General features: G+C 64.1%; 25 protein-coding genes. 8 read left to right on the forward strand and 17 right to left on the reverse strand.

The genetic code is table 11. The annotated features are described in order from the left end of the window. The first annotated feature begins 101 nt into the window (after positions 1 to 101). From AABA84_RS25755 to AABA84_RS25775, 5 genes are all read left to right on the forward strand, one after another. Positions 102 to 1,214, forward strand: a complete 1,113-nt coding sequence (locus AABA84_RS25755; protein ID WP_212245508.1) for an AI-2E family transporter — start codon at positions 102 to 104, stop codon at positions 1,212 to 1,214. 78 nt (positions 1,215 to 1,292) lie between these two features. Further along, positions 1,293 to 1,664 carry a DUF883 family protein gene (locus tag AABA84_RS25760; protein WP_028142077.1) on the forward strand — a complete coding sequence of 124 codons (372 nt, stop codon included), beginning with the start codon at positions 1,293 to 1,295 and terminating at the stop codon, positions 1,662 to 1,664. Between the two features lie 94 nt (positions 1,665 to 1,758). Next, a complete protein-coding gene (locus tag AABA84_RS25765; protein WP_338313591.1) occupies positions 1,759 to 2,214 on the forward strand; it encodes a hypothetical protein in 456 nt (151 codons plus the stop codon). Between the two features lie 189 nt (positions 2,215 to 2,403). Next, positions 2,404 to 3,546, forward strand: a complete 1,143-nt coding sequence (locus AABA84_RS25770) for an OpgC domain-containing protein (protein ID WP_338313592.1) — start codon at positions 2,404 to 2,406, stop codon at positions 3,544 to 3,546. An 84-nt stretch (positions 3,547 to 3,630) separates the two neighbouring features. Next, a complete protein-coding gene (locus AABA84_RS25775; RefSeq protein WP_338306138.1) occupies positions 3,631 to 4,239 on the forward strand; it encodes a TetR/AcrR family transcriptional regulator in 609 nt (202 codons plus the stop codon). 41 nt (positions 4,240 to 4,280) lie between these two features. On the opposite strand, the gene AABA84_RS25780 is transcribed toward AABA84_RS25775, so the two are convergent. The 16 genes from AABA84_RS25780 to urtA all read right to left on the reverse strand — a co-directional run bounded on the left by AABA84_RS25780 (position 4,281) and on the right by urtA (position 18,672). Further along, a complete protein-coding gene (locus tag AABA84_RS25780) occupies positions 4,281 to 5,939 on the reverse strand; it encodes a CHASE domain-containing protein (RefSeq protein WP_338313593.1) in 1,659 nt (552 codons plus the stop codon). Positions 5,940 to 6,249: 310 nt separating this feature from the next. After that, positions 6,250 to 6,873, reverse strand: a complete 624-nt coding sequence (gene ureG, locus AABA84_RS25785; RefSeq protein WP_008131868.1) for an urease accessory protein UreG — start codon at positions 6,871 to 6,873, stop codon at positions 6,250 to 6,252. A gap of 41 nt (positions 6,874 to 6,914) precedes the next feature. Further along, a complete protein-coding gene (locus tag AABA84_RS25790; RefSeq protein WP_338313666.1) occupies positions 6,915 to 7,643 on the reverse strand; it encodes an urease accessory protein UreF in 729 nt (242 codons plus the stop codon). After that, positions 7,624 to 8,235 (reverse strand): urease accessory protein UreE, encoded by a 612-nt coding sequence (locus AABA84_RS25795; protein ID WP_338313594.1) that lies wholly within the window; start codon positions 8,233 to 8,235, stop codon positions 7,624 to 7,626. Before AABA84_RS25795 ends, AABA84_RS25790 begins: the two co-directional genes overlap by 20 nt. A 12-nt stretch (positions 8,236 to 8,247) precedes the next feature. After that, complete coding sequence (locus AABA84_RS25800) at positions 8,248 to 8,547, reverse strand: putative quinol monooxygenase (RefSeq protein ID WP_018318764.1); 300 nt, start codon at positions 8,545 to 8,547, stop codon at positions 8,248 to 8,250. Positions 8,548 to 8,688: 141 nt separating this feature from the next. Continuing rightward, positions 8,689 to 10,404 carry an urease subunit alpha gene (gene ureC / locus AABA84_RS25805; protein WP_212245517.1) on the reverse strand — a complete coding sequence of 572 codons (1,716 nt, stop codon included), beginning with the start codon at positions 10,402 to 10,404 and terminating at the stop codon, positions 8,689 to 8,691. A 37-nt stretch (positions 10,405 to 10,441) separates the two neighbouring features. After that, positions 10,442 to 10,981, reverse strand: a complete 540-nt coding sequence (locus AABA84_RS25810) for an HD domain-containing protein (RefSeq protein WP_212245519.1) — start codon at positions 10,979 to 10,981, stop codon at positions 10,442 to 10,444. A gap of 2 nt (positions 10,982 to 10,983) precedes the next feature. Continuing rightward, positions 10,984 to 11,424: an endonuclease domain-containing protein gene (locus AABA84_RS25815; RefSeq protein ID WP_212245522.1), complete on the reverse strand. Its 441-nt coding sequence runs from the start codon at positions 11,422 to 11,424 to the stop codon at positions 10,984 to 10,986. A 93-nt stretch (positions 11,425 to 11,517) separates the two neighbouring features. Beyond that, positions 11,518 to 11,823: an urease subunit beta gene (locus AABA84_RS25820; protein WP_212245524.1), complete on the reverse strand. Its 306-nt coding sequence runs from the start codon at positions 11,821 to 11,823 to the stop codon at positions 11,518 to 11,520. An 11-nt stretch (positions 11,824 to 11,834) separates the two neighbouring features. Beyond that, positions 11,835 to 12,137, reverse strand: coding sequence for an urease subunit gamma (locus AABA84_RS25825; protein WP_007605424.1), 303 nt, complete (start codon positions 12,135 to 12,137; stop codon positions 11,835 to 11,837). Positions 12,138 to 12,161: 24 nt separating this feature from the next. Further along, complete coding sequence (locus AABA84_RS25830) at positions 12,162 to 12,992, reverse strand: urease accessory protein UreD (RefSeq protein WP_212245526.1); 831 nt, start codon at positions 12,990 to 12,992, stop codon at positions 12,162 to 12,164. Between the two features lie 32 nt (positions 12,993 to 13,024). Then, positions 13,025 to 13,720 carry an urea ABC transporter ATP-binding subunit UrtE gene (urtE, locus tag AABA84_RS25835; RefSeq protein ID WP_018318770.1) on the reverse strand — a complete coding sequence of 232 codons (696 nt, stop codon included), beginning with the start codon at positions 13,718 to 13,720 and terminating at the stop codon, positions 13,025 to 13,027. Between the two features lie 3 nt (positions 13,721 to 13,723). Continuing rightward, positions 13,724 to 14,485 (reverse strand): urea ABC transporter ATP-binding protein UrtD, encoded by a 762-nt coding sequence (gene urtD / locus AABA84_RS25840; protein ID WP_212245528.1) that lies wholly within the window; start codon positions 14,483 to 14,485, stop codon positions 13,724 to 13,726. A 6-nt stretch (positions 14,486 to 14,491) separates the two neighbouring features. Beyond that, on the reverse strand, positions 14,492 to 15,661 hold the full coding sequence (urtC, locus tag AABA84_RS25845) for an urea ABC transporter permease subunit UrtC (protein WP_028142090.1): 1,170 nt from the start codon (positions 15,659 to 15,661) through the stop codon (positions 14,492 to 14,494). Beyond that, the gene (gene urtB, locus AABA84_RS25850; protein WP_212245530.1) at positions 15,658 to 17,265 is read right to left on the reverse strand and encodes an urea ABC transporter permease subunit UrtB; all 1,608 of its coding nucleotides are present in this window, start codon (positions 17,263 to 17,265) and stop codon (positions 15,658 to 15,660) included. The genes urtC and urtB overlap by 4 nt, the downstream gene beginning before the upstream one ends. An 84-nt stretch (positions 17,266 to 17,349) precedes the next feature. Further along, complete coding sequence (gene urtA, locus AABA84_RS25855) at positions 17,350 to 18,672, reverse strand: urea ABC transporter substrate-binding protein (RefSeq protein ID WP_026202068.1); 1,323 nt, start codon at positions 18,670 to 18,672, stop codon at positions 17,350 to 17,352. A gap of 480 nt (positions 18,673 to 19,152) precedes the next feature. Here urtA and AABA84_RS25860 point away from each other — a divergent pair, with 480 nt between their 5' ends. From AABA84_RS25860 to AABA84_RS25870, 3 genes are all read left to right on the forward strand, one after another. Continuing rightward, the gene (locus tag AABA84_RS25860; protein ID WP_212245544.1) at positions 19,153 to 20,751 is read left to right on the forward strand and encodes a DEAD/DEAH box helicase; all 1,599 of its coding nucleotides are present in this window, start codon (positions 19,153 to 19,155) and stop codon (positions 20,749 to 20,751) included. Between the two features lie 23 nt (positions 20,752 to 20,774). After that, a complete protein-coding gene (gene infA / locus AABA84_RS25865; RefSeq protein ID WP_007599789.1) occupies positions 20,775 to 21,062 on the forward strand; it encodes a translation initiation factor IF-1 in 288 nt (95 codons plus the stop codon). Between the two features lie 269 nt (positions 21,063 to 21,331). Continuing rightward, positions 21,332 to 21,544 carry a cold-shock protein gene (locus AABA84_RS25870; RefSeq protein ID WP_028142093.1) on the forward strand — a complete coding sequence of 71 codons (213 nt, stop codon included), beginning with the start codon at positions 21,332 to 21,334 and terminating at the stop codon, positions 21,542 to 21,544. 101 nt (positions 21,545 to 21,645) lie between these two features. Here the strand turns inward: AABA84_RS25870 and AABA84_RS25875 are convergent, their stop codons facing one another. Continuing rightward, positions 21,646 to 22,260 carry a TadE/TadG family type IV pilus assembly protein gene (locus tag AABA84_RS25875; RefSeq protein ID WP_212245546.1) on the reverse strand — a complete coding sequence of 205 codons (615 nt, stop codon included), beginning with the start codon at positions 22,258 to 22,260 and terminating at the stop codon, positions 21,646 to 21,648. Positions 22,261 to 22,283 lie beyond the last annotated feature (23 nt).

The following is a 22,283-nucleotide window of genomic DNA, read 5'->3' on the forward strand; positions in this document are numbered from 1 at the left end:
GAGCGCGTGTTCACGAAGCTGCGATGGAACCCCGTGGCCGCCTCTGCATTATCAATCCTCAATGGGCGCGCGGATCGAGGCTTCCGTGCGGGAGAGAAATAGTGCGCGTCCTTCCCGGTGAACGGCTGACTTCCGGCAACGGCGAAGGCGCCCCGCTCCCCGACAGCCGTGCCGAGCTGCCGCCGGTGATCCGTCGCACCGAGTTCGTCGCCTTCGCGCTTGCCGGCCTCTTGCTGATCGCCATCGTCACCGTGCTCTATGTCGGCAAGGCGTTCTTCCTGCCGGTCGTGATGGCCTTCGTCACCGGCACCATGCTGTCGCCCGCCGCCAGCTTCCTCGAACGGAGCAAGGTCCCGCGCGGGCTCGGCGCCGTCCTGATCGTGGTCGCGGTGACCACGGTGGTGGCCTTCGTGGTGGCGCTGATCGCCTCCCCCGCGATGGAATGGAGCACGCGCCTGCCGGAGCTCGGCGCGCAATTGAAGGACAAGCTGCACGTGTTCGACCGGCCGCTGGTGCTGTGGCGGGAGCTGCAAGTCATGGTCGGCGGCCCGGAAGGGCTGCCGAGCTTCCAGTTGCCGAAATTCGAGTGGGTCCAGCCGACGCTGGAATTCCTGTCACCGACCTTTACCGAATTCCTGCTGTTCTTCGTCACCCTGATCCTGTTCATCGCGAGCTGGCGAGACCTGCGCCGGGCGCTGATCATGAACTTCAGCGATCGCGATGCGCGGCTGCGCACGCTCCGCATCCTCAACGAGATCGAGGTCCATCTCGGCAACTACCTCCTGACCGTCACCCTCATCAATGTCGGCGTCGGCGTCGGCACCGGCCTCATCTGCGCGATCACCGGCATGCCAAACCCCGCCGGCCTCGGCGCACTCGCGGCGACCCTCAACTTCATCCCGATCATCGGGCCGGTCGCCATGTTCGCCGTGCTGATCGTGGTCGGGTTGGTCGCCTTCCCGACCATCAGCGGCGGCCTGATGGCGGCGCTCGCCTTCGGCGGCCTCACCTTCCTGGAGGGGCACTTCGTCACGCCCATGATCATCGGGCGGCGGCTGGCGCTGAATGCGCTCGCCGTGCTGCTGGCGCTCGCGTTCTGGACCTGGCTCTGGGGCCCGATGGGCGCATTCCTGTCGTCGCCGCTCCTGATCGTCGCGCTGATCCTGAAGGAGCATCTATTGCCGGCGGATGCGCCGCAGCTTCCGCAGGACTGACCGGTTTCCACGAACGGAACTTCCCCGACGACGAAACGTTTTCCGGCTATCTCAGCCGTCAACAGTTTGGAGCTCCCGATGTCCACGACCAATGCCGAAGCCGGGATGAAAGACTGGACCGACAAAGCCACCAGAGAACGCCTCGAAAAGGATGTAGCAGCCGTGAAAAGCGATATCGCCGCCCTCACCGACCAGATCACCGACGCGCTCAACACCTTTGCCAATTCCACCAGCAAGCAGGCTCGCCGCGGCTATCGCCAGGCGCGCGAGAACATGGATACCGCGCTCGACGACGTGTCGGAGCGCGGCAGTGCAATGATGGGCGCGGCCCAGGAAGCCTACGGCTCGATCGAGGAGACGCTCGAAGACGCGATCACACAGCGGCCGCTTGCGACCGTCGGACTCGCGCTCGGCATCGGCTTCCTGATCGGCGCCGCCTGGCGCCGGTAAGATTTGCGGACGCGTGTTTGAGGTGTCGGCACCGGCGCGTTGCCGGTGTCGGCCCGTGACGGTTTGGCTTGTGGGGGATTGAGGAGCGAGGGCCATGTTTCAACGCATCATCGACGGGATCAGTGCATCCACCGGCACGACGGTGCGGCTGACCTCGCTTGCCGCAGGCGCGGCCTTCGCGCTGTTCGTGACGACATGCTTTCTTTGCGCCGCCGCCTTCATCTCGGTGCTGGAGAAATACGGCCCGGTGCAAGCCTGTCTTGCCGGAGCCGGCATCTTCTTCCTGCTGACGCTGGCTGCGGCAGGCTCTTATTGGGGCTACAAGCGCGAGGTGCAGAAGCGCGCCCAGATCGCGGCCGAGCGCGCCGCGAAGTCGGCGGCCTCGAGCATGCTCGCGGACCCCATGCTGCTCGCCACCGGGCTGCAGATCGTTCGTGCGATCGGGGTCAAGCGGCTGTTGCCGATCCTGGCGATCGGCGGAGTCGCCCTCGGCATCATGGCGAGCCGCGCGGGCGTGCCCGACGAGACGTCGGCTGAACCGGCCGAATAGCGGTAAGAACGGGTTAGAATATTTCGTTGTAAGTCCTCCGAGCGCATCTATCGGAATTCGGCCCACGAGGCGGCCGCACAATCTTGCAGATGCGGTGGGGTCGTCCTCAGCCATCACGCAAACGCTACTCGGACAAGCAGGCGGTTGCCGCTAAAAGCATCACCCTGATTCCCAAAGCTATTTTAATCAATGAAACCGTCCGTTCAGGCGAACCTCGCCGCATTCCATCACGACGCCAGGCTGTATCTGACGCTCGGTATCGCCAACTGGTCGGTGTTCGTCGACCATATCCCGAACAACGTCGTCAACCTGCTGACGCTGCGCAATTTCGGCTTCAGCGGCGCGGCTGACCTGTTCGTGTTCGTCGTCGGCTATGGTGTCGCCATCATCCACGGCCGGATGGCGCTTGAACGGGGCTACCTCGTGGCGGCGACGCGCATCTTCCGCCGCGTCTGGCGGCTCTACGCCGCCTATGTCGTGCTGTTCGTGATCTACATCGACACCATCGCCTACGTCGCCTCGCAATCGATGGCGCCGGAGATCATCCACGAATACAATATCTCGGGCATTCTCGAGCACCCGCTGCGGATCCTGGTGCGCGGCCTCGTGCTCCAGGAGGAGCCGCTGAACCTCGACCTCCTGCAATTGATGATCCCGCTGATGGCCTTCTTTCCGTTCGCGCTGTGGGGCCTGTTGCGGCGGCCGAACCTGACCCTGGCGGCATCGGTCGCGCTGTATCTTGCCGCACGCTGGTTCGACTGGAATTTTCGGGTCTATCCGGACCAGGAATGGACCTTCAATCCGCTGTGCTGGCAGATGCTGATGGTGCTCGGCGGCTGGTTCGCCGTGACAGGCGCGCCCGGGCGCGCGCTACGCGACATGCCCTGGCTGCGGATTCTCGCCGGCGCCTATCTCGTATTCGCGATGGCCATCACCTTGCTGCGCCATTCGCCGGCAATGTCGGCTTACCTGCCGGACCTCCTTCTCGACAGCATCGCGCCGACCGACAAGGAGAACCTCGCGCCCTATCGCGTGATTCACTTCCTCGCGCTCGCCTTGCTGGCGACCCATCTCATTCCGGCCGATCATCCCGGCCTGCAATTGAAGCCGCTGCAGGCGGTCATCCGGTGCGGCGAGGAATGGCTCGCCGTGTTCTGCGTCGGGGTGTTCCTGTCGTTCGCGGGCCATCTCATCCTGATCACCAGCGCCAATCTGGTGGTGATGCAGATCGTGGTGAGCCTCGCTGGCTTCGCCGCGATGACCGCGGTGGCCTACTACGTCGCCTGGTCGAAGTGGCAGGATCTGCCGAAGGCCTTGCGACAGCAGGCCTAGCCAGAGAACCGTGCGATTCTGCTAGGCCGAAAGCGGCGGCTGCGCTATGCGGAGAAGCTCTGCGTGAGGAGACGGGGCGTGGCGATGGCGAAAAGCGGGGGGGAAGAGACCGAGAGCACGCCCCGGCGCGGCCGGCCTCGGTCGATCGAGACCAGCAACGCCATTCTCGAAAGCGCCTATGCGCTGATGGCTTCCACCGGCCTTGCCGCCACCACCATCGACGCGGTGGCCCGCCACTCCAGCGTCTCCAAGATGACGATCTACAAATGGTGGCCGTCCCGCGAGGCGCTCTTGATCGACGCCTTTCTTCAACATGCCGCGCAGATGCTGCCGCTGCCCCCGGTGAGCTCCGGCAACCCCGCAGCGCGCGCCCGCCGCCATGCCGCAGCCTACGCCGAGGCGCTCCAGGGCGAGTTCGGCAAGGTCCAGCTCGCCGTCATCTCCGAATGCATTTCCAAAACCGGCTCCGCCGAGCTGTTCTATGCCCGCTATCTGCAATTCCGTCGCGACGCGCTGGTCGAGATGATTGCCGCGGGCCAGAACGACGGCAGCATCCTGGCCGAAGGGCCGGCTGAGGATCTCTACGACGCGATCTATGGCGGGCTGTTCTACCGCTACGTCTTCGGCATCGCGCCGATCACGCCGGCCTACGCCCGCAATCTGGTCGACCTGGTGTTGCGGCCCAAGGGTTAGGAAGGCTCAGCCCAAGGCTAAAGCGCTAAAGCCGGCGGCTTCTATCGCGCAGGCCTCACCGGTGCCGAGATCTTGTCCGTGCGGTCGCGCTCGGTCATGTCGACCACCGTCTCCATCGGCGCGGTCAGCTCGTAGACATAGGAAGCGTCGGAGAAATAGCGCTTGGCGGTGCCGCCAAGCGCCTCGGGGGCGACGCGGTCGAGCAGGATCAGGCCGAAATCGGAATCGGGGCGGCGCGTCGCCTCGCTGGTGTTGAGCTCCTCCCAGCGGAAATGGAAGACCTCGTCCGTCCCCTCGCCCGTCACCGTCCAGCTGGCGGTGATGTGCGGATGCTTTCCAACCAGCGACAGGCCCTCGTCGGAATGCGAGGCAAGTTCGAAGAACAGCAGCGAGAGGCTCTGCGCCGCACGTGCGCTGACCGCGATATCAGGACCGGTGACGGCGATGCGGTCGGCATGCGGGATGGCGCGCGCCTCGAACAGGCCCTTCAGCTTGACGCCCTGCCACTGGCTCTCGCTGAGCAGCGAGACCACGTTGGACATGGCGTGGATGCGCCCGATCAGGAGCTCGCGGGCGACGTCGATGTCCGAGCCGTGACGCAAGGTGCGCGTCACGATCGACTGGATCACCGCGAGGATATTCTTGACCCGGTGGTTTAGCTCGTCGATCACCGCGGTCAGCCGGCGCTCGAAGCCGATTCTGACCTGGATTTCCCGGCTGAGCCGCAGATTGTTGTAGGCGACATAGCCAAACAGGCCGCACACCATCGCAGTGATCGCAAAGCCGATCGCAGCCACGATGATCGCGGTCTGCTCGGCGCGACGCGCCGAGTTGGTCTTCGCGTAATAACCCAGTTGCCAGTCACGGCCGCCGAAGCTCACCGTGCGCGTCGCCGATGGCGTCGGCCCGTCCGTCGTCGTCATGCGCGTGGAGACGATGCCCTGATCGTTGGCGACGAGCTCGCCACCTTCCTTGCGCGGGTCCCTGAGCGCGACCGAGAACAACGACATGTCGTCATTGGTCAGCATCAGCGAGGCGAGTTCGTAGGAAAACGTGACGAAGCCGGCTGGCTCGGTCGCACCCTCGGGAATGACGGGAGCTGCCACGATGATCCCGACCGGCCCGTTGCCGCGCAACAGCGGAATTGGGTCCGACGCCACCGATCGCTTCTCGAGCCGGGCACGCGTCAACATGGCACTGCGAACCTGATCCTGGTCGTAACTACGACCCGGCAGAGCCTTGGTCTCGTCGCTGCGCGGCTCGAGATCCAACAGCACGTCGATCGGCTGGGTGATCTCGGCCGGATTGATCGGCTTGTCGTCAAAGGTGCGGATCTTCGGATTCGGGAAGCCGGCGCCCCCAATGGCAGCCTGCGCCGCCGTAAGCTCATTCGGCTTCAGCCGGGCAATCCAGCCGGCCACCACGAAATCGGTCTTGAAGGCGTAGATGGCCGAGCGCAGCGGCTCCAGCATGTTCGGCTTGATCACGGATGGCGTGCGGAACAGACCTGAGGCGACGCGTGCGAGCAGCTCGCGCTCGGTGAGCCGGTCCTGCACCAAGCTGGCATGAACGTCGATCGCGCGCGCGAGCGCGATCCGGTCCAGCGCGAGCTCCTGATCGTGGACGCGATAGGCCGCCAGCCCGGAGAGCAAGGCTCCGAGCAGAGCGATGAAACCGATGATGAAACCCAGCCGGACCACGCGACTACTCAGGCGAAAGCAGGAGGTCGGCAATAAACAAGGAGCATATGTACGCCGCTCGAACGGCCATGTGCCGAAACAGGGTGAACCCCGGTGGCAGAGATAATGAAGGAGGAGGCATCGGTACGCAACTTGGGTCGCCTGGAAAGCTTAATCCGTCCGGCCGATGGTCTGGCCGGGGTGAACTGCCCGGGCACCGGAGGTAGTCAATCGCCGTGTCCGAAATTTGTTCCGTGGTTGCGGCCCGGTCCCCAAGGTTAACGGCGAAAAAGGCATGCGCCAAGTCGTCGCGCAGTCAGTCGGCGCGCTGTCAGCCCGCCCGTTTCAGGCCGCCTTTGGCCTCGATGAAGCCGACAATGCGGTCAAGGCCCTCGCTCTTCTTCAGATTGGTCATGACGAAGGGGCGCTCGCCGCGCATGCGCCTGGCGTCCGTGTCCATCTTCTCCAGGGAGGCGCCGACATGGGGGGCGAGGTCGATCTTGTTGATGACCAGCAGGTCGGACCGTGTGATGCCGGGGCCGCCCTTGGACGGGATCTTGTCGCCGGCGGCCACGTCGATGACGTAGATGGTCAGGTCGGCCAGCTCCGGGGAAAAAGTGGCAGCCAGATTGTCGCCACCGGATTCGATCAAGACGAGGTCGAGCCCGGGAAATTTCGCCCGCATGTCCGCCACCGCGGCGAGGTTCATCGAGGCATCCTCGCGGATCGCGGTGTGCGGGCAGCCGCCGGTCTCGACGCCGGCAATGCGGTCCGGCGTCAGCGAGCCCGAACGCACCAGGAACTCGGCATCCCATTTGGTGTAGATGTCGTTGGTGATCGCGGCGATGTCATAGCGTTCGCGCATGGTCTTGCAGAGCAGGTCCATCAGCGCGGTCTTGCCGGATCCGACCGGACCGCCGACGCCGACACGCAAGGGACCGTGAGATTTCGACATGTCATTCGCTCTTTCTCGATGGGTCAAAGGCCGCGTCGCTGTCACGACCGGAACAGCCGCGTATATTGCGTCTCGTGCCGCAGGCTGGCGAGATCGGCTCGGAAGGTCGCGCTGCCGAGATCATCCAATGCTGCGCTCAGCGCACGATTGGCGGTGGCGGCGACGGCAGCCTCCAGCCTCACCAGCACGCGCTGGCAGTCGGTCTGGCCGAGCGGAATGAGCCGGCTGGCGGCCGAAATCCAGTTGGACACCAGCGCATGCAGGAACGCATGCAGCGTCGGCGCCAGCGCCACACCGTGCTTAGCTGCAACCACGCCGACCGCGACGGGGTAGACCAGTGGCGTGCGGCATGCCGCGACCATGGCATCCAGGCCGTCCGCATCCCACGCTGTCCGGGAGATGTCGATGAAGGCGCGGCCCTGCGAGGTCGTCTCCAGCTGCCGCTCGCGCGACGGCACCATGGCCGCGGCGAGCTCGGCAATATCGCTCAAGGTCGCAGCTTCGCCCATCTCGGCAGCACGATAGGCATGGACCAGAAACGCCGCGTCGCAAAAGCCGGAGCCGTCGCCGAGCATGGCGTCGAGCCAGTCGGCCAGCGTGGCCGTATCGACGATGTCGCCCGCCTCGACCGCCCATTCGATGCCGCTGGAATAGGAGAAACCGCCGACCGGGAATGCCGGCGACAGCCAGGTCATCAGCCGGTACAGCGCCGCCGCCTCGCCCTCGGCGAGGTCACCGGCGCGGACCGGCTCACTTGTGGTCATGAGCATGCTTGTGGCCGTGGTGATGGTCGGGATGGTCGCAATGCTCGTCGTGTTGATGGTGGTGATCGTGGCCGTGATCATGCGCGGCATGATCGTGGTGGTGGTCGTGAGCATGATCGTGGCCGTGATCATGATGCGCATGATCGTCATGCCCATGCGCGTGGCCGGCATCGGCATAGGCGCCGCCTTCGGGATCGAACGGCGCCTCGATCTCGATCACGCGCGCGCCGAGGCCCTTCACCATGGCTTCGATGACGTGATCGCGGCGAATGCGCAAGGCTTTCGCCATGATCTGGGTCGGCAAATGGCGGTTGCCGAGATGCCAGCCGACGCGGATGAGGTGGTGCGGATCGCGGCCGCGGATTTCCAGCAGCGGCTCGGGCGCCGCGACCACTTCGACCAGCCGGCCGTCCTCCAGCACCAGCGCATCGCCGCCGCGCAGCGCGACGGCCTGCTCCAGGTCGAGCAGGAATTCGAGACCCCGCGTTCCCGTCATCGCCATCCGGCGGCGGTGCCGATCGTCGAAATCGAGCACCACCGTATCCGCCGGCGCTTCGGTGAAGCGGTGCTGTCCCCTGACCTGCGTCGCCCTGATCATCCGTCTTCCCTCTTACCGTGTCTCGACCTTCTCGGGCGTGATCACTTCGATCTTCGGCGGTGCCGTGAAGCACTTGACCGCCACGCGGCCGAACGTCTTCATGTGCTCCATGCCACGATGCGGCACCAGCGCCTCGGCGTTCTCCCACTGCTCGACGAACACCATCTTGGCAGGGTCGGTGACGCTCTCGTGCAGATCATAGGCGATATTCCCGGGCTCTTTCCGCGTCTCCTTGATGCAGGCGGTGGCGGCTGCAATGAATTCGGCGCGCGTCTCGGGCTTGATGGTCAAGGTGGCAACGACGTAGATCACGAGAAATCCTCCCGGCTTTTCTTCTGAGGTTCAATACCGGGCGGGACATTAGACCAGGCGGGATCGAACGCAAAACCGTAAAAGCCGTCCCCGGACATGCCCCCCTGGACATAATCCCGGGACATGCGTTGAGGCGCTATTTCAGTACATGAAATATCGCTGCGCCATGGGCAGCACCTCCGCCGGGGCGCAGGTGAGCAATTCGCCGTCGGCGCGGACCTCATAGGTCTCCGGATCGACCTCGATATTGGGCGTGGCGTCGTTGTGGATCATGCTCTTTTTCGAGATCTTGCCGCGGGTGTTCTGCACGGCATAGAGCTTCTTCTCGATGCCGAGTTTTCGCGCGAGACCGCCGGTGATCGCGGCCTTCGAGGTGAAAACCACGGACGATGCCGTGCGCGCCTTGCCGAAGGCGCCGAACATCGGCTGGTAATGCACCGGCTGCGGCGTCGGGATCGAGGCGTTGGGATCGCCCATCGGAGCTGCGACGATGGTGCCGCCCTTAACGATGCAATCCGGCTTGACGCCGAAGAAGGCCGGCGACCACAGCACGAGATCGGCAAGCTTGCCCTTCTCGACCGAGCCGATCAGTTTCGATACGCCGTGCGCGATCGCGGGGTTGATGGTGTATTTGGCGATGTAGCGCTTGACGCGGAAATTGTCGTTGTCCTTGCCCTTGTCCTGCGGCAGCGAGCCGCGCTGCTTCTTCATCTTGTCGGCGGTCTGCCAGGTCCTGATGATGACCTCGCCGAGCCGGCCCATCGCCTGCGAGTCCGACGACATCATCGAGAGCGCGCCGAGATCGTGCAGGATGTCTTCGGCCGCGATGGTCTCTTTCCGGATGCGGCTTTCCGCGAACGCCAGATCTTCCGCGATCGAGGGATCGAGGTGGTGGCACACCATCAGCATGTCCAGATGCTCGTCGATGGTGTTGCGGGTGAAGGGCCGCGTCGGGTTGGTCGAGGACGGCAGCACGTTCTTGAGCCCCGCGACCTTGATGATATCTGGGGCGTGACCACCGCCGGCGCCCTCGGTGTGGAAGGCATGGATGGTGCGGCCCTTGAACGCCTTGATCGTGTCCTCGACGAAGCCGGATTCGTTCAGCGTATCGGTATGGATCATCACCTGGATGTCATGAGCATCGGCCACCGACAGGCAGTTGTCGATCGCGGCCGGCGTGGTGCCCCAATCCTCGTGCAGCTTCAGCGCGCAAGCGCCGCCCTTGATCATCTCGACCAGCGCGGCGGGCCGTGAGGCGTTGCCCTTGCCGGAGATGCCGAGATTGACCGGGAAGGCGTCGAACGACTGAATCATCCGCCCCATGTGCCACGGGCCCGGCGTGCAGGTGGTCGCGAAGGTGCCGTGCGATGGGCCGGTGCCACCGCCCAGCATCGAAGTAACGCCGCTCATCAGCGCGTGCTCGATCTGCTGCGGGCAGATGAAATGGATGTGACTGTCGAAGCCGCCTGCGGTGAGGATTTTTCCTTCGCCCGCGATCACGTCGGTGCCGGGACCGATGATGATGGTGACGCCAGGCTGGATGTCGGGATTGCCGGCCTTGCCGATGCCGGCGATCATGCCGTCCTTGATCGCGACGTCGGCCTTCACGATGCCCCAGTGATCCACGATCAGCGCATTGGTGATGACGGTGTCGGCCGCGCCCTGCTTGTTGGTGACCTGCGACTGTCCCATGCCGTCGCGGATCACCTTGCCGCCGCCGAACTTCACCTCCTCGCCGTAAGTGGTGAAATCCTTCTCGACCTCGATGATGAGATCGGTGTCGGCGAGCCGCACCCTGTCGCCGGTGGTCGGGCCGAACATGTCGGCATAGACGGAACGTTTGATCTTGACGGACATCACAAGCCCCGTTTGCGTTTGAATGTTTGACCGGCGCTCACAGCGAAGCTCTCGCCGTTCGCACCATGTCGTCGAATGTCGTGTCGAGCCAGGCGTTACCGCCGCGGCAGCCCGCAACCACCTGCTCGGCCCAGCCTGTGTAGTCGGCGAGGTCGTGGCGTTCTTCCGCGGTCGGATCGGAATGAATGCGCGCCCCGATGTTGCTGACCTTGTCGGCGATCTTGATCAGCTTGGCGCCGGCCGATTTCCTCGGCGCGTCGATCACCTGCCGGCGCCGCCGCTCAGCTTTCGGCAGGCTCATATCGTCGGTGCACTCCACCACGAGAGAGGCAATGCGCTCGGAGAATTTCTGCGCAAGCTCCTCGCGCGTGGTGTCGGTGTCCTCGATCGCATCGTGCAGCCAGCCCGCCGCAACCAATTCAGCATCGGCTCCATCGGTCGCGATCGCAAGCAGGTTGGCGACCTCCGCAAGATGATTGATGTAAGGCTCATTTCCCCGCCCCTTGCGCGCCATGCCGTTGTGCCGGCGCGCGGCCAGCTCAGCAGCTTCGGAGATGAGGCGGAGAGCGGAGAGCATGCCTATGCCTCCTCGGCGCCATCGAACCCACCGCTCTCACCGTTCCCTCCCCCCTTGCGGGGGAGGGTCAGGGAGGGGAGTGCTCCGGGCTCCGCTGCCTGAAGGATCGCGAGAGCCACACCCTCCAGATTCTTCATCACATCGTCATTGGTGAAGCGCAGCACGCGATAGCCGCGAGACGCGAACCACTCGTCGCGTTGTGCGTCCTTACGAAGACGCTCCTCGAAATCGTGGCTTTCGCCATCGACCTCAACAACAAGCTTGCAGGAATGCGCGACGAAATCCGCAATGTAGTTGCCCATGGGAGCTTGTCGGCGGAAACTCAGGCGAGCAAGACGATGAGCTTTGAGGTAACGCCACAACAACGTCTCGGCACGGGTCATCTCGCGCCTCAATCGTTTGGCGCGGGTTCTTTGTAACGGAGAGACCTCGTCGTGCGGCATACCCCTCTCCCCTGCCCTCCCCCGCAAGGGGGGAGGGAGCCCGACCATTGTGCTCACCTCACTGTGGATCACGCCGCGCGCCTCAGCTTACAATCACAGCTTGCCCTGTACCTCGCCACGAAAACCATAAATGGTCTTCTTCCCTGCCACCGCGACGAGCTGGACATCACGGGTCTGGCCGGGCTCGAAGCGGACCGCGGTGCCGGCGGCGATGTCGAGGCGCATGCCGCGGGACTTCTTGCGGTCGAATTTCAGCGCCGGGTTGGTCTCGAAGAAATGGTAGTGCGAGCCGACCTGGATCGGGCGGTCGCCGGTATTGGCCACCGTCAGCGTCACGGTCTTGCGGCCGGCATTGAGTTCGATCTCGCCGTCCTGGATGAAGAGTTCACCGGGGATCATGCTTCTCGCTCCTACCTGATCGGCTCGTGCACGGTGACGAGCTTGGTGCCGTCCGGAAAAGTCGCCTCGACCTGGATGTCGTGGATCATCTCGGGAATGCCCGGCATCACCTGATCGCGGGTCAAAACCTGAGCGCCGGATTGCATCAGCTCGGCGACGGTGCGGCCGTCGCGCGCACCTTCGAGGATGAAATCGGAGATGATGGCGATCGCCTCGGGATGATTGAGCTTGACGCCGCGGTCCAGCCTGCGGCGGGCCACGATGGCCGCCATCGAGATCAGAAGCTTGTCCTTTTCGCGGGGAGACAGGTTCATGCGAAATCTCTTCCGTTCAACACGTCAATTCAGCCACAACCGCGGCAGCGCCGCACCAGTGCGCGCCAGCACAGCCATCATGTCGGCGCGCAACCGCGCCGCATCTTGGGCACAGAACCGCGCCATTGCAAAGCCATTCCACGCCGAGATTCCGACCTCGCCGGAGAATGAGTCCGACGCCTCGCGGATGCGCTCAACCAGCGCCTCGTCGCCGGGGGCGATCAGCACCGTGCCGATCGCGGCACCGCCTTTGGCGACGGCGGATCGCCCAAGTTTTGCGCCGATATTGCCGTCGAGCCTGATGGTCTCGGCGAACACCAGCCTGCCACCACGCCGTAGCCGCCAGCGGTCGACAAACTCGCCCTGCTCCATCCGCTCGCCCATGGCAGTGCGGCCGAACACCACGATCTCGCAGAGCAGGAGCGAGGCGGCATCATCAAGCTCGATATCGAAACGGCGGTGGACCCGGGCGCGGTCAAACAGGATGGTCTCTTGCGGCAACCAGGACAGATGCGCACCCGCATCGACCTTCAAGGCAATGCTGAGCTGCGCCGCGGCTCCGGGCGCCCGATAGACCTTTTCGGCGGCGGCGGTCGTCAGCGTCAGGCGCGAGCTTTGGCCCGCCGTGATGTCGATCTCAAAACTGTCGCCACCGGCAACGCCGCCTGCCGTGTTGACGAACACGCCGGAGAGCCCCTCGCCTTCCGGCGAGGGAAAGCGCACGCGCAGCGAGCCGGATTCATGCAAGACGCCGCGCCGCGTCACGCCGTCACGCGCATGCACGTCGAAACGCACCGCGCCGCGGGCACGGTTTGCCTCGAAAACCCCTGACGTGACCGAAACGTCGCTGCGCATCCGCCTCCCCCAGCCGGTCGCGGCAGAACGGCTTACAGCGCCATCTGGCGGCTGATCTCGCTCGCGTCCAAATTGGCGCGATCGCAGGTGAATTTCACCGCGCCGCGATCCATCACGGCAAAACTGTCGCCGAGTTCGCAGGCAAAGTCGAGATATTGTTCGACCAGCACGATGGCGATGTTGCCGAGGTTGCGCAAATAGGAGATGGCGCGGCCGATGTCCTTGATGATCGAAGGCTGGATGCCCTCGGTCGGCTCGTCAAGGAGCAGCAATTTCGGCCGCATCACCAGCGCGCGACCGATCGCGAGTTGCTGTTGCTGGCCGCCGGAGAGATCGCCACCGCGCCGGCCGAGCATGGATTGCAGCACCGGAAACAGCGAGAACACGTCGTCCGGAATATGCTTGTCCTCGCGCTTGAGCGGGCCGAAGCCGGTCTTGAGGTTCTCCTCGACCGTCAGCAGCGGGAAGATCTCGCGGCCCTGCGGCACGAAGCCGATGCCCTTGCGCGCCCGCTCATAGGGCTTCAGACCGGTGATGTCGCTGCCGTCGAGCACGATCGCGCCCGACGAAATCGGATATTGCCCGACCATGGCGCGCAAGAGCGAGGTCTTGCCGACGCCGTTGCGCCCGAGCACGCAGGTCACCTTGCCCGGCTCGGCCGAGATCGAGACGCCGCGCAGCGCCTGCGCCGCGCCGTAGAACAGATTGATGTCTTTGACTTCAAGCATCGCTCAGCGTCCCAGATAGACTTCAATGACCCGCTCGTTGGACGAGACCTGGTCGATGGTTCCTTCGGCCAGCACGGTGCCTTCGTGCAGACAGGTGACCTTGACGCCGAGCTCGCGCACGAAGGTCATGTCGTGCTCGACCACCATCACCGTGTGCGTCTTGTTGATCTCTTTCAGCAGCTCGGCAGTCAGATGCGTCTCGACGTCGGTCATGCCTGCGACGGGCTCGTCGACGAGGAGCAGTTTTGGGTCCTGCGCCAGCAGCATGCCGATCTCCAGCCACTGCTTCTGGCCGTGACTGAGGCTGCCGGCAAGGCGGTTGCGGGCCTCGGTGAGACGGATCGTCTCCAGCACCTTGTCGATGCGCTCGGACTCCGCCCTGCTGCCGCGCCAGAACAGCGTGCCCTTGACGCTATGGTCGACATTGAGCGCGAGCAGGAGGTTGTCCTGCACGGTCTGGCTCTCGAACACGGTCGGTTTCTGGAACTTGCGGCCGATGCCGAGCTCGGCGATGCGGGTCTCGTCCAGCCGCGTCAAATCGGTGACGCCGTCGAACAGCACCGTGCCCTCGTCGGGCTTGGTCTTGCCGGTGATGATATCCATCATCGTGGTCTTGCCGGCGCCGTTCGGGCCGATGATGGCGCGCATCTCGCCGGGCTCGAGCGTCAGCGACAGATTGTTGATGGCGTGGAAGCCGTCGAACGAGACGTGCACGCCGTCGAGATAGAGCATCGCGGAGGTTGCGCGGTTGTCCATGACGTTCATTTGCGCCTACTCCGCCATCTTGGGTTCGGTGACGCCGTCCTCGGCCGCAGCGCTCACGGTGGTCGCGGCGTTGCGTTTTTCCTTCGACTGGTCCCACCAGGCGTTGAAGGTGCCGACAATGCCCTTCGGCAGCAGCAGCGTCACCAGGATGAACAATGCGCCCAGCATGAACAGCCAGTACGGCGCCAGCACGCCCGAGGTGAAAAACGTCTTGGCGTAGTTGACGACGACGGCCCCGAGCGCGGCGCCGACCAGCGTGCCGCGGCCGCCGACCGCGACCCAGATCACCGCCTCGATCGAATTGCCGGGCGCGAATTCGCTGGGATTGATGATGCCGACCTGCGGCACGTAGAGCGCGCCGGCGACGCCGGCCATGCAGGCCGACACCGTGAACACGAACAGCTTGTAGGATTCGACGCGGTAGCCGAGGAAGCGCGTGCGCGACTCCGCGTCACGCACCGCGATCAGCACCTTGCCGAGCTTGGAGGAGACGATCGCACGGCAAATCAGGAAGCCTGCGATCAGTGCCAGACAGCTCAGCGCGAACAGCGCCGCGCGGGTGCCCTCCGCCTGCACGTTGAAGCCCAGGATGTCCTTGAAGTCGGTCAGGCCGTTGTTGCCGCCGAATCCGAAATCGTTGCGGAAGAAGGCGAGCAGCAGGGCATAGGTCATCGCCTGCGTGATGATCGACAGATACACGCCGGTGACGCGGGAGCGGAACGCGAGCCAGCCGAAGCAGAAGGCGAGCAGGCCGGGCACGAGCAGCACCATCAGCGCCGCGAACCAGAACATGTCGAAGCCGTACCAGGTCCAGGGCAGCTTCGAATAGTTCAGGAACACCATGAAGTCGGGCAGGATCGGATTGCCGTAGACGCCGCGGGTACCGATCTGCCGCATCAGATACATCCCCATCGCGTAGCCGCCGAGCGCGAAGAAGGCGCCGTGGCCGAGCGAGAGAATGCCGCAATAGCCCCAGATCAAATCGATCGAAAGCGCGAGGATCGCGTAGCAGACATATTTGCCCCAGAGCGCGACCAGATAGGTCGGCACCTGCAGGAACGAGCCCGCGGGCAGCAGCAAATTGGAGAGCGGGATGAGGATGCCGCAGGCCGCGACGACGGCAAGGAAGATCGTCGCGCTGCGGTCCAGCGATCGCGTCAGCATGTGAGGGGTCATGCTTCCACCGCACGGCCCTTGAGCGCGAACAGGCCGCGCGGGCGCTTTTGAATGAACAGGATGATGAGGACGAGGATGGCGATCTTGCCGAGCACAGCGCCGGCCACCGGCTCCAGGAACTTATTGGCGATGCCGAGCGTGAAGGCGCCGACCAGCGTGCCCCAGAGATTGCCGACGCCGCCGAACACCACGACCATGAAGCTGTCGATGATGTAGCTCTGGCCGAGATTGGGGCTGACATTGTCGATCTGCGACAGTGCCACGCCGGCGATGCCGGCAATGCCCGAGCCGAGCCCGAAGGTCAGCGCGTCGACGCGCGAGGTGGCGATGCCCATCGAGGCCGCCATGCGGCGGTTCTGTGTCACCGCGCGCATCTCGAGGCCGAGCGCGGTGTAGCGCAGCATCGCGAGCAGGATCGCGAACACAGCGAGCGTGAAGACCAGGATCCAGAGCCGATTGTAGGTGATGGTGATCTGGCCGAGCTCGAAGGCGCCGCTCATCCAGGAGGGATTGCCGACCTCGCGGTTGGTCGGGCCGAACATGGTGCGCACCGCCTGCTGCAGCACCAGCGACAGGCCCCAGGTCGCGAGCAAGGTCTCCAGCGGACGCCCGTAAAGGAAACGGATGATGCTGCGCTCGATCAGCACGCCGATCGCGCCGGCGACGACAAAGGCCAGCGGCACGGCGATCAGCAGCGAATAGTCGAACAGGCCGGGATAGCGGGTGCGGATCACCTCCTGCACCACGAAGGTGGTGTAGGCCCCGATCATCACCATCTCGCCATGCGCCATGTTGATCACGCCCATCACACCGAAGGTGATGGCGAGCCCGATCGCGGCGAGCAGCAGCACCGAGCCGAGCGAGAGGCCGTACCAGGCATTCTGCACCATGGACCAGACCGCGAGCGAATTCTGGATCGAGCCGATCGCGCTCGCGGCGGCCTTGGTCACCGAGGCCGGCTGATCGCCCATGCCGGTGAACAGGGCCAGTGCCTCCTGATCGCCGCGCCCCTTGAGGGTGGCGACCGCCTCCAGCTTCTCGACCTCGGTGGCATCAGGCTTGAACAGCAGGATGGCCGCGCGGGCGTCGCCGAGCGCAGCCTTGACGGATCTGTTGGTTTCCTTGGCGAGCGCGCCGTCGACCGCCTCGAGCGCGGTCTCCTCATGCGACTTGAAGACGGATTGCGCCGCCTGGAGCCGCGTCCCGATGTCCGGCGACTGGAGCGTCAGGCTGCCGAGCGCGGCGTCGACGCTGCGGCGGAGGCGGTTGTTGAGGCGGACCGCGCTCGCGCTGTCGGGAACGCTGGCCACCGCCTGGCCTGTCGCGGCGTCGATCGACTTGCCGTCGGCGCCGGTGACGTAAACCTTCTTGCTGTCGAGGTCGACCATCAGGCGGCCGTCCTGAAGCGCACTGATGATGGGGAAAGCCAGCGGATTGCCGCTGCTTGCGACCACGCCGATCGCCTCGTCCGTATCGGAATAATCATCGTTGGCGAATTTGGCGACCGCATCCTCGAACGGACCGGCGAGGGCCGGCAGCGCGAACGCGATCAGGAACAACGAGAGCGCAAGCGAGCAGAGGCGCGCGGACAAATGGGCTGGCACTGTGAATGACCCCGGCAGAAATGGGTGGAGAAGGCGGCGGGATCGCCGCCTTCTCCGGGCGTGCAATGGCGTGTCAGATCCGGATCAGGAGCCCGAACCGAGGCACTTGTTGGTCTTGGTGTTGAAGTTGCCGCACTTCTTGCCGACCCAGTCGCCGACCAGGTCCTTGGAGCCGTCGAGCTCCTTCGACCAGGCATCGCCCGCGACGAGACCCGGGGTCTTCCAGACCACGTCGAACTGGCCGTTGCCCTTGATCTCGCCGATGAACACCGGCTTGGTGATGTGGTGGTTCGGCAGCATCTTCGACACGCCGCCGGTCAGGTTCTTGGCTTCGATGCCCGGGAGAGCGTCGATCACCTTGTCCGGATCGGTCGACTTCACCTTCTCGACCGCCTTGACCCACATGTCGAAGCCGATCACGTGCGCTTCCATCGGATCGTTGGTCACGCGCTTCGGATTCTTGGTGTAGGCCTGCCATGCCTTGATGAACTTCTCGTTCTCCGGCGACTTGATCGACTGGAAGTAGTTCCAGGCGGCAAGATGGCCGACCAGCGGCTTGGTGTCGATGCCGGCGAGCTCTTCTTCACCCACCGAGAACGCGACGACCGGAATGTCCTTCGCCTTGATGCCCTGGTTGCCGAGCTCCTTGTAGAAGGGAACGTTGGCGTCGCCGTTGATGGTCGAGACCACCGCGGTCTTCTTGCCGGCCGAGCCGAACTTCTTGATGTCGGCCACGATCGTCTGCCAGTCGGAGTGACCGAACGGCGTGTAGTTGATCATGATGTCTTCCTGGGCGACACCCTTCGACTTCAGATAGGCTTCCAGGATCTTGTTGGTGGTGCGCGGATAGACGTAGTCGGTGCCCGCAAGCACCCAGCGCTTCACCTTCTCGTCCTTCATCAGGTAATCGACGGCGGGGATCGCCTGCTGGTTCGGCGCCGCACCCGTGTAGAACACGTTGCGCTCGCTCTCCTCACCCTCGTACTGCACGGGGTAGAACAGGATGTTGTTCAGCTCCTTGAAGACGGGAAGCACGGACTTCCGCGACACCGAGGTCCAGCAGCCGAACACGACCGAGACCTTGTCCTTGGTGATCAGCTCGCGCGCCTTTTCGGCGAACAGCGGCCAGTTCGACGCGGGGTCGACGACGACGGCCTCGAGCTTCTTGCCGAGAACGCCGCCCTTCTTGTTCTGCTCGTCGATCAGGAAAAGGATGGTGTCCTTCAGCGTGGTTTCGCTGATGGCCATGGTGCCGGAAAGGGAGTGCAGCACGCCGACCTTGATGGTGTCGTCCGCGGCCTTCGCGCCAGTCAATGAAGCCAGACCCAGCACCAGTCCGGCGGTCGCGGCGAGCACGCCGCGGCGGCTAAATGACGCCGCTATATCGTGAGTGGATTTGCTAAACATGAGTGTCTCATCTCCCTGACGCAGACGTGAAAAACGCTGCGAAACGGCCCCACGGCCGCCTGCGATTAACGGATTCGCAAGAACCATGCCATGGACTGAGTACCCACCAACTAATTGGTTTTGCTGACAAAACCGTTGGAAATCAAAGTGTCCCGACCGAGAACCAGCTCAAATCTTGAGCAATCCAAATGTATGCCAAAGCGGCAGGCTGGTTATTTTCTGAGCAAAATAGTCGCTCTGGCTAAATTTCCGGCATAACTATTTCTGCACCGCAATCGCCATTTCGGCAGAGCTTGCCTTGAAAGCGCCCCCTGAATGTTCCATATAAGCAGCTGAGACCTCTTGCGAATCAAGGGGTCGTTGCGAGCCGCGTGTTCTTAAGCCCTTACGGGCCTCTGGCTTGCCCCATATCTCCCAAGCCATCCGACACCCCAAACACGCAGGTGTCTTCTTGACACCCTTTTGCGTGCGCCGCGCTGAATGCGCCGGGCGCCCGCTTTTGACATGGAAAGAACCCCTCTTTTGACTTCGTTTCAGGACTTCGGCCTCGCCGAACCCATCGCGCGCGCTCTTCACGAAGAGAACTACGTCACCCCCACCCCCATCCAGGCCCAGACCATTCCCACGGCGCTGACCGGCCGCGACGTCGTCGGCATCGCCCAGACCGGCACCGGCAAGACCGCGTCCTTCGCGCTGCCGATCCTGCACCGCCTGCTCGAGCATCGTATCAAGCCGCAACCCAAGACCACCCGCGTCCTGGTGTTGTCGCCGACCCGCGAGCTGTCCGGCCAGATCCTCGACAGCTTCAACGCCTATGGCCGCCACATCCGCCTGTCCTCGACGCTCGCCATCGGCGGCGTTCCGATGGGCCGTCAGGTCCGCTCGCTGATGCAGGGCGTCGAAGTGCTGGTCGCCACCCCCGGCCGCCTGCTCGACCTCGTGCAAAGCAACGGGCTGAAACTGTCGAGCGTCGAGTTCCTCGTGCTCGATGAAGCCGACCGCATGCTCGACATGGGCTTCATCAACGACATCCGCAAAATCGTCGCCAAGCTGCCGATCAAGCGGCAGACGCTGTTCTTCTCGGCCACCATGCCGAAGGACATCGCCGAGCTGGCGAACGCGATGCTGCGGGATCCCGCCCGCGTCGCGGTGACCCCGGTCTCCTCGACCGCCGAGCGCATCAATCAACGCATCGTCCAGGTCGATTTCTCCGCCAAGCCCGCCTTCCTGAGCAAGCTTCTGAAGGACGAGCCGGTCAACCGCGCCCTGGTCTTCACCCGCACCAAGCACGGCGCGGACAAGGTGGTGAAGTCGCTCGAGAAGGCCGGCATCCCCGCCAGCGCCATTCACGGCAACAAGTCGCAGAACCATCGCGAACGGACGCTGGCCCAGTTCCGCTCGGGCGAGATCCGCACCCTGGTCGCCACCGACATCGCCGCTCGCGGCATCGACGTCGACGGCATCAGCCACGTCATCAATTTCGACCTGCCCAACGTGCCGGAAACCTACGTCCACCGCATCGGCCGCACCGCGCGCGCCGGCGCCGACGGCACCGCGATCTCGCTGGTCGCAGGCGGCGAGGAACTCGCCTATCTCCGCGACATCGAACGGCTGATCAAGGTGGCACTGCCGCGCGAGGATCTCCGCACCGACGCCGGCCGCCGCGACGCAGGTCCTCCCCCGCCGCAGCAGCGACAGGGCCGGGGCGGCCGCCCAGGCCAGCGTCCGCAGGGCGCTCGGCATGGTGAGGGACGCCACGGTGACGGACGCCGTAGCGACGAACGGCATGCCGACGGCCGCCATCATAGCGCCGGCAAGCAGGGCGATGGACGCCCCGGTGAAGGCCGACATGGCGGCGAAGCGCGACATGCTGACGGGCGGCCCGGCAATGGCCCGAAAGCCTCAAAGGGGTCTCGTCGTCCCCGCTCCGGCGGGAAGACGCATTCTTCTGCAGGCAGTCGTCCCGAACAGCGTTCCGCGCATGGCGCCGGGGCGCCTGATGGGATACAAGGCGTGGCCTTTTTGCGCCGTGAGAGTCGGCCGAATGGCCAACCGAACCGCAAACCCTATTCGCACTAGCCGTCCACGACCTGGAGAAATTCATGGCTAAGGAAGAGCTGATCCAGTTCGAAGGACTGGTCACCGAAATCCTCCCCGACGCACGCTACCGCGTGCAACTCGACGCCGGACACGAGATCGTCGCCTATACCGCCGGCAAGATGAAGAAGAACCGCATCAAGACGCTGGCGGGCGACCGCGTGACGGTGGAGATGTCGCCCTATGACCTCGAGAAGGGCCGGCTGATTTTCCGCCACAAGGACGAGCGTCCCAGCGGGATGGGTGGACCGCCTCGTCCGGGCCAGCGCGGCGGCCAGTTCCGCCGTCGCTAGGCGCCTGCCGGCGCCCGAGCGCGGAAGTAAGATTCCGGCCTTTATGTGGATCCGCCGCGGACGTCGCGGCGGATCAAAAAATCGTGCATGCCCGGATTGTTTTGGGGCCCCAATTCCGATAAAATGAATTTATCGATTTTCGGCCGGACGACATTAGCATCCACCGGTACAGCCGGTTCAGACACGCTGACGACCCTTCCAAAAATTCGATCTAACCGGCCTGCGCAAGCAGGCTCCAACATTGTGTTATCTGAGAAGGGACTATCCCCGTGAGCATGGGAACCGTGAAGTGGTTTAACGCGACCAAAGGCTTCGGCTTCATTCAGCCCGACGATGGCGGCCAGGACGTGTTCGTCCACATCAGCGCTGTGGAGCGTGCGGGCCTCGGCACGCTGCGTGAAGGCCAGAAGCTCTCCTACGAGATCGTGGCCGACCGCCGTTCCGGCAAGTCGGCAGCGGACAACCTCCGCTCCGAAGGCTGAGCCCGCCGGGCGCTCGGCCCGATCGGCTCGCGCAGCCAAAGAAAACAAGAAGGCCGTGCGCAACGCACGGCCTTTTTCATTCTAGCGCCTGCGCACGGATATCAGCACGTCGACGGTACGCCGTTGTAGGGAACGCAGGTGACCTGGCGCGGCCGCGTGTAGGACAGATCGCTCAAGGGTATGCTCGACTTCAACACATAGCCTACGGAAGGCGTGTAAGTGTAATTCGCCTCGCTGAGTATGAGGTAGGTCGACGGAATCAAGAGCGTCGAGGGAATCATGGTGGTGACCTTGTCGCCGGCCTTGCGAGCCGAGGTCGCCAGCGTCGCTTGCGTCGCGCCGCTCGCAATGGTGCCCGCCTTGCTCCACTGGACCGTGGCAATGCTGTTGGCATCGATATAGATCTGGGAGACCGTGCCTTTCACCAGACTGGCGTTGTAGGGCATGATGACCGAGATGCTTGCCGTGAACGTATCCTTCATGTCGGCGTCGGCGAGCGTCGTCGACTGCGATGTCAAATCGGACAGAGCCCGCGCGATCAATGTGACTTTGCGATCGATCGCCACGGCCGACGAGAATTCGACGGTGCCGAAGAACATCACCAGCATCAGCGGGACAATGACCGCGAATTCGGTCGCCGCGAGCGCGCGCTTGTCGGCGACGAAGTCGCGCACGGAGCAGCGTGCATTCCGCCAGATATTCGCTATCGCCTGCATCGGTCCGCTCGGATCCATCTGTC

Source organism: Bradyrhizobium sp. TM239, from assembly GCF_036247985.1.
GTDB classification, from domain to species: Bacteria; Pseudomonadota; Alphaproteobacteria; order Rhizobiales; family Xanthobacteraceae; genus Bradyrhizobium; species Bradyrhizobium ottawaense.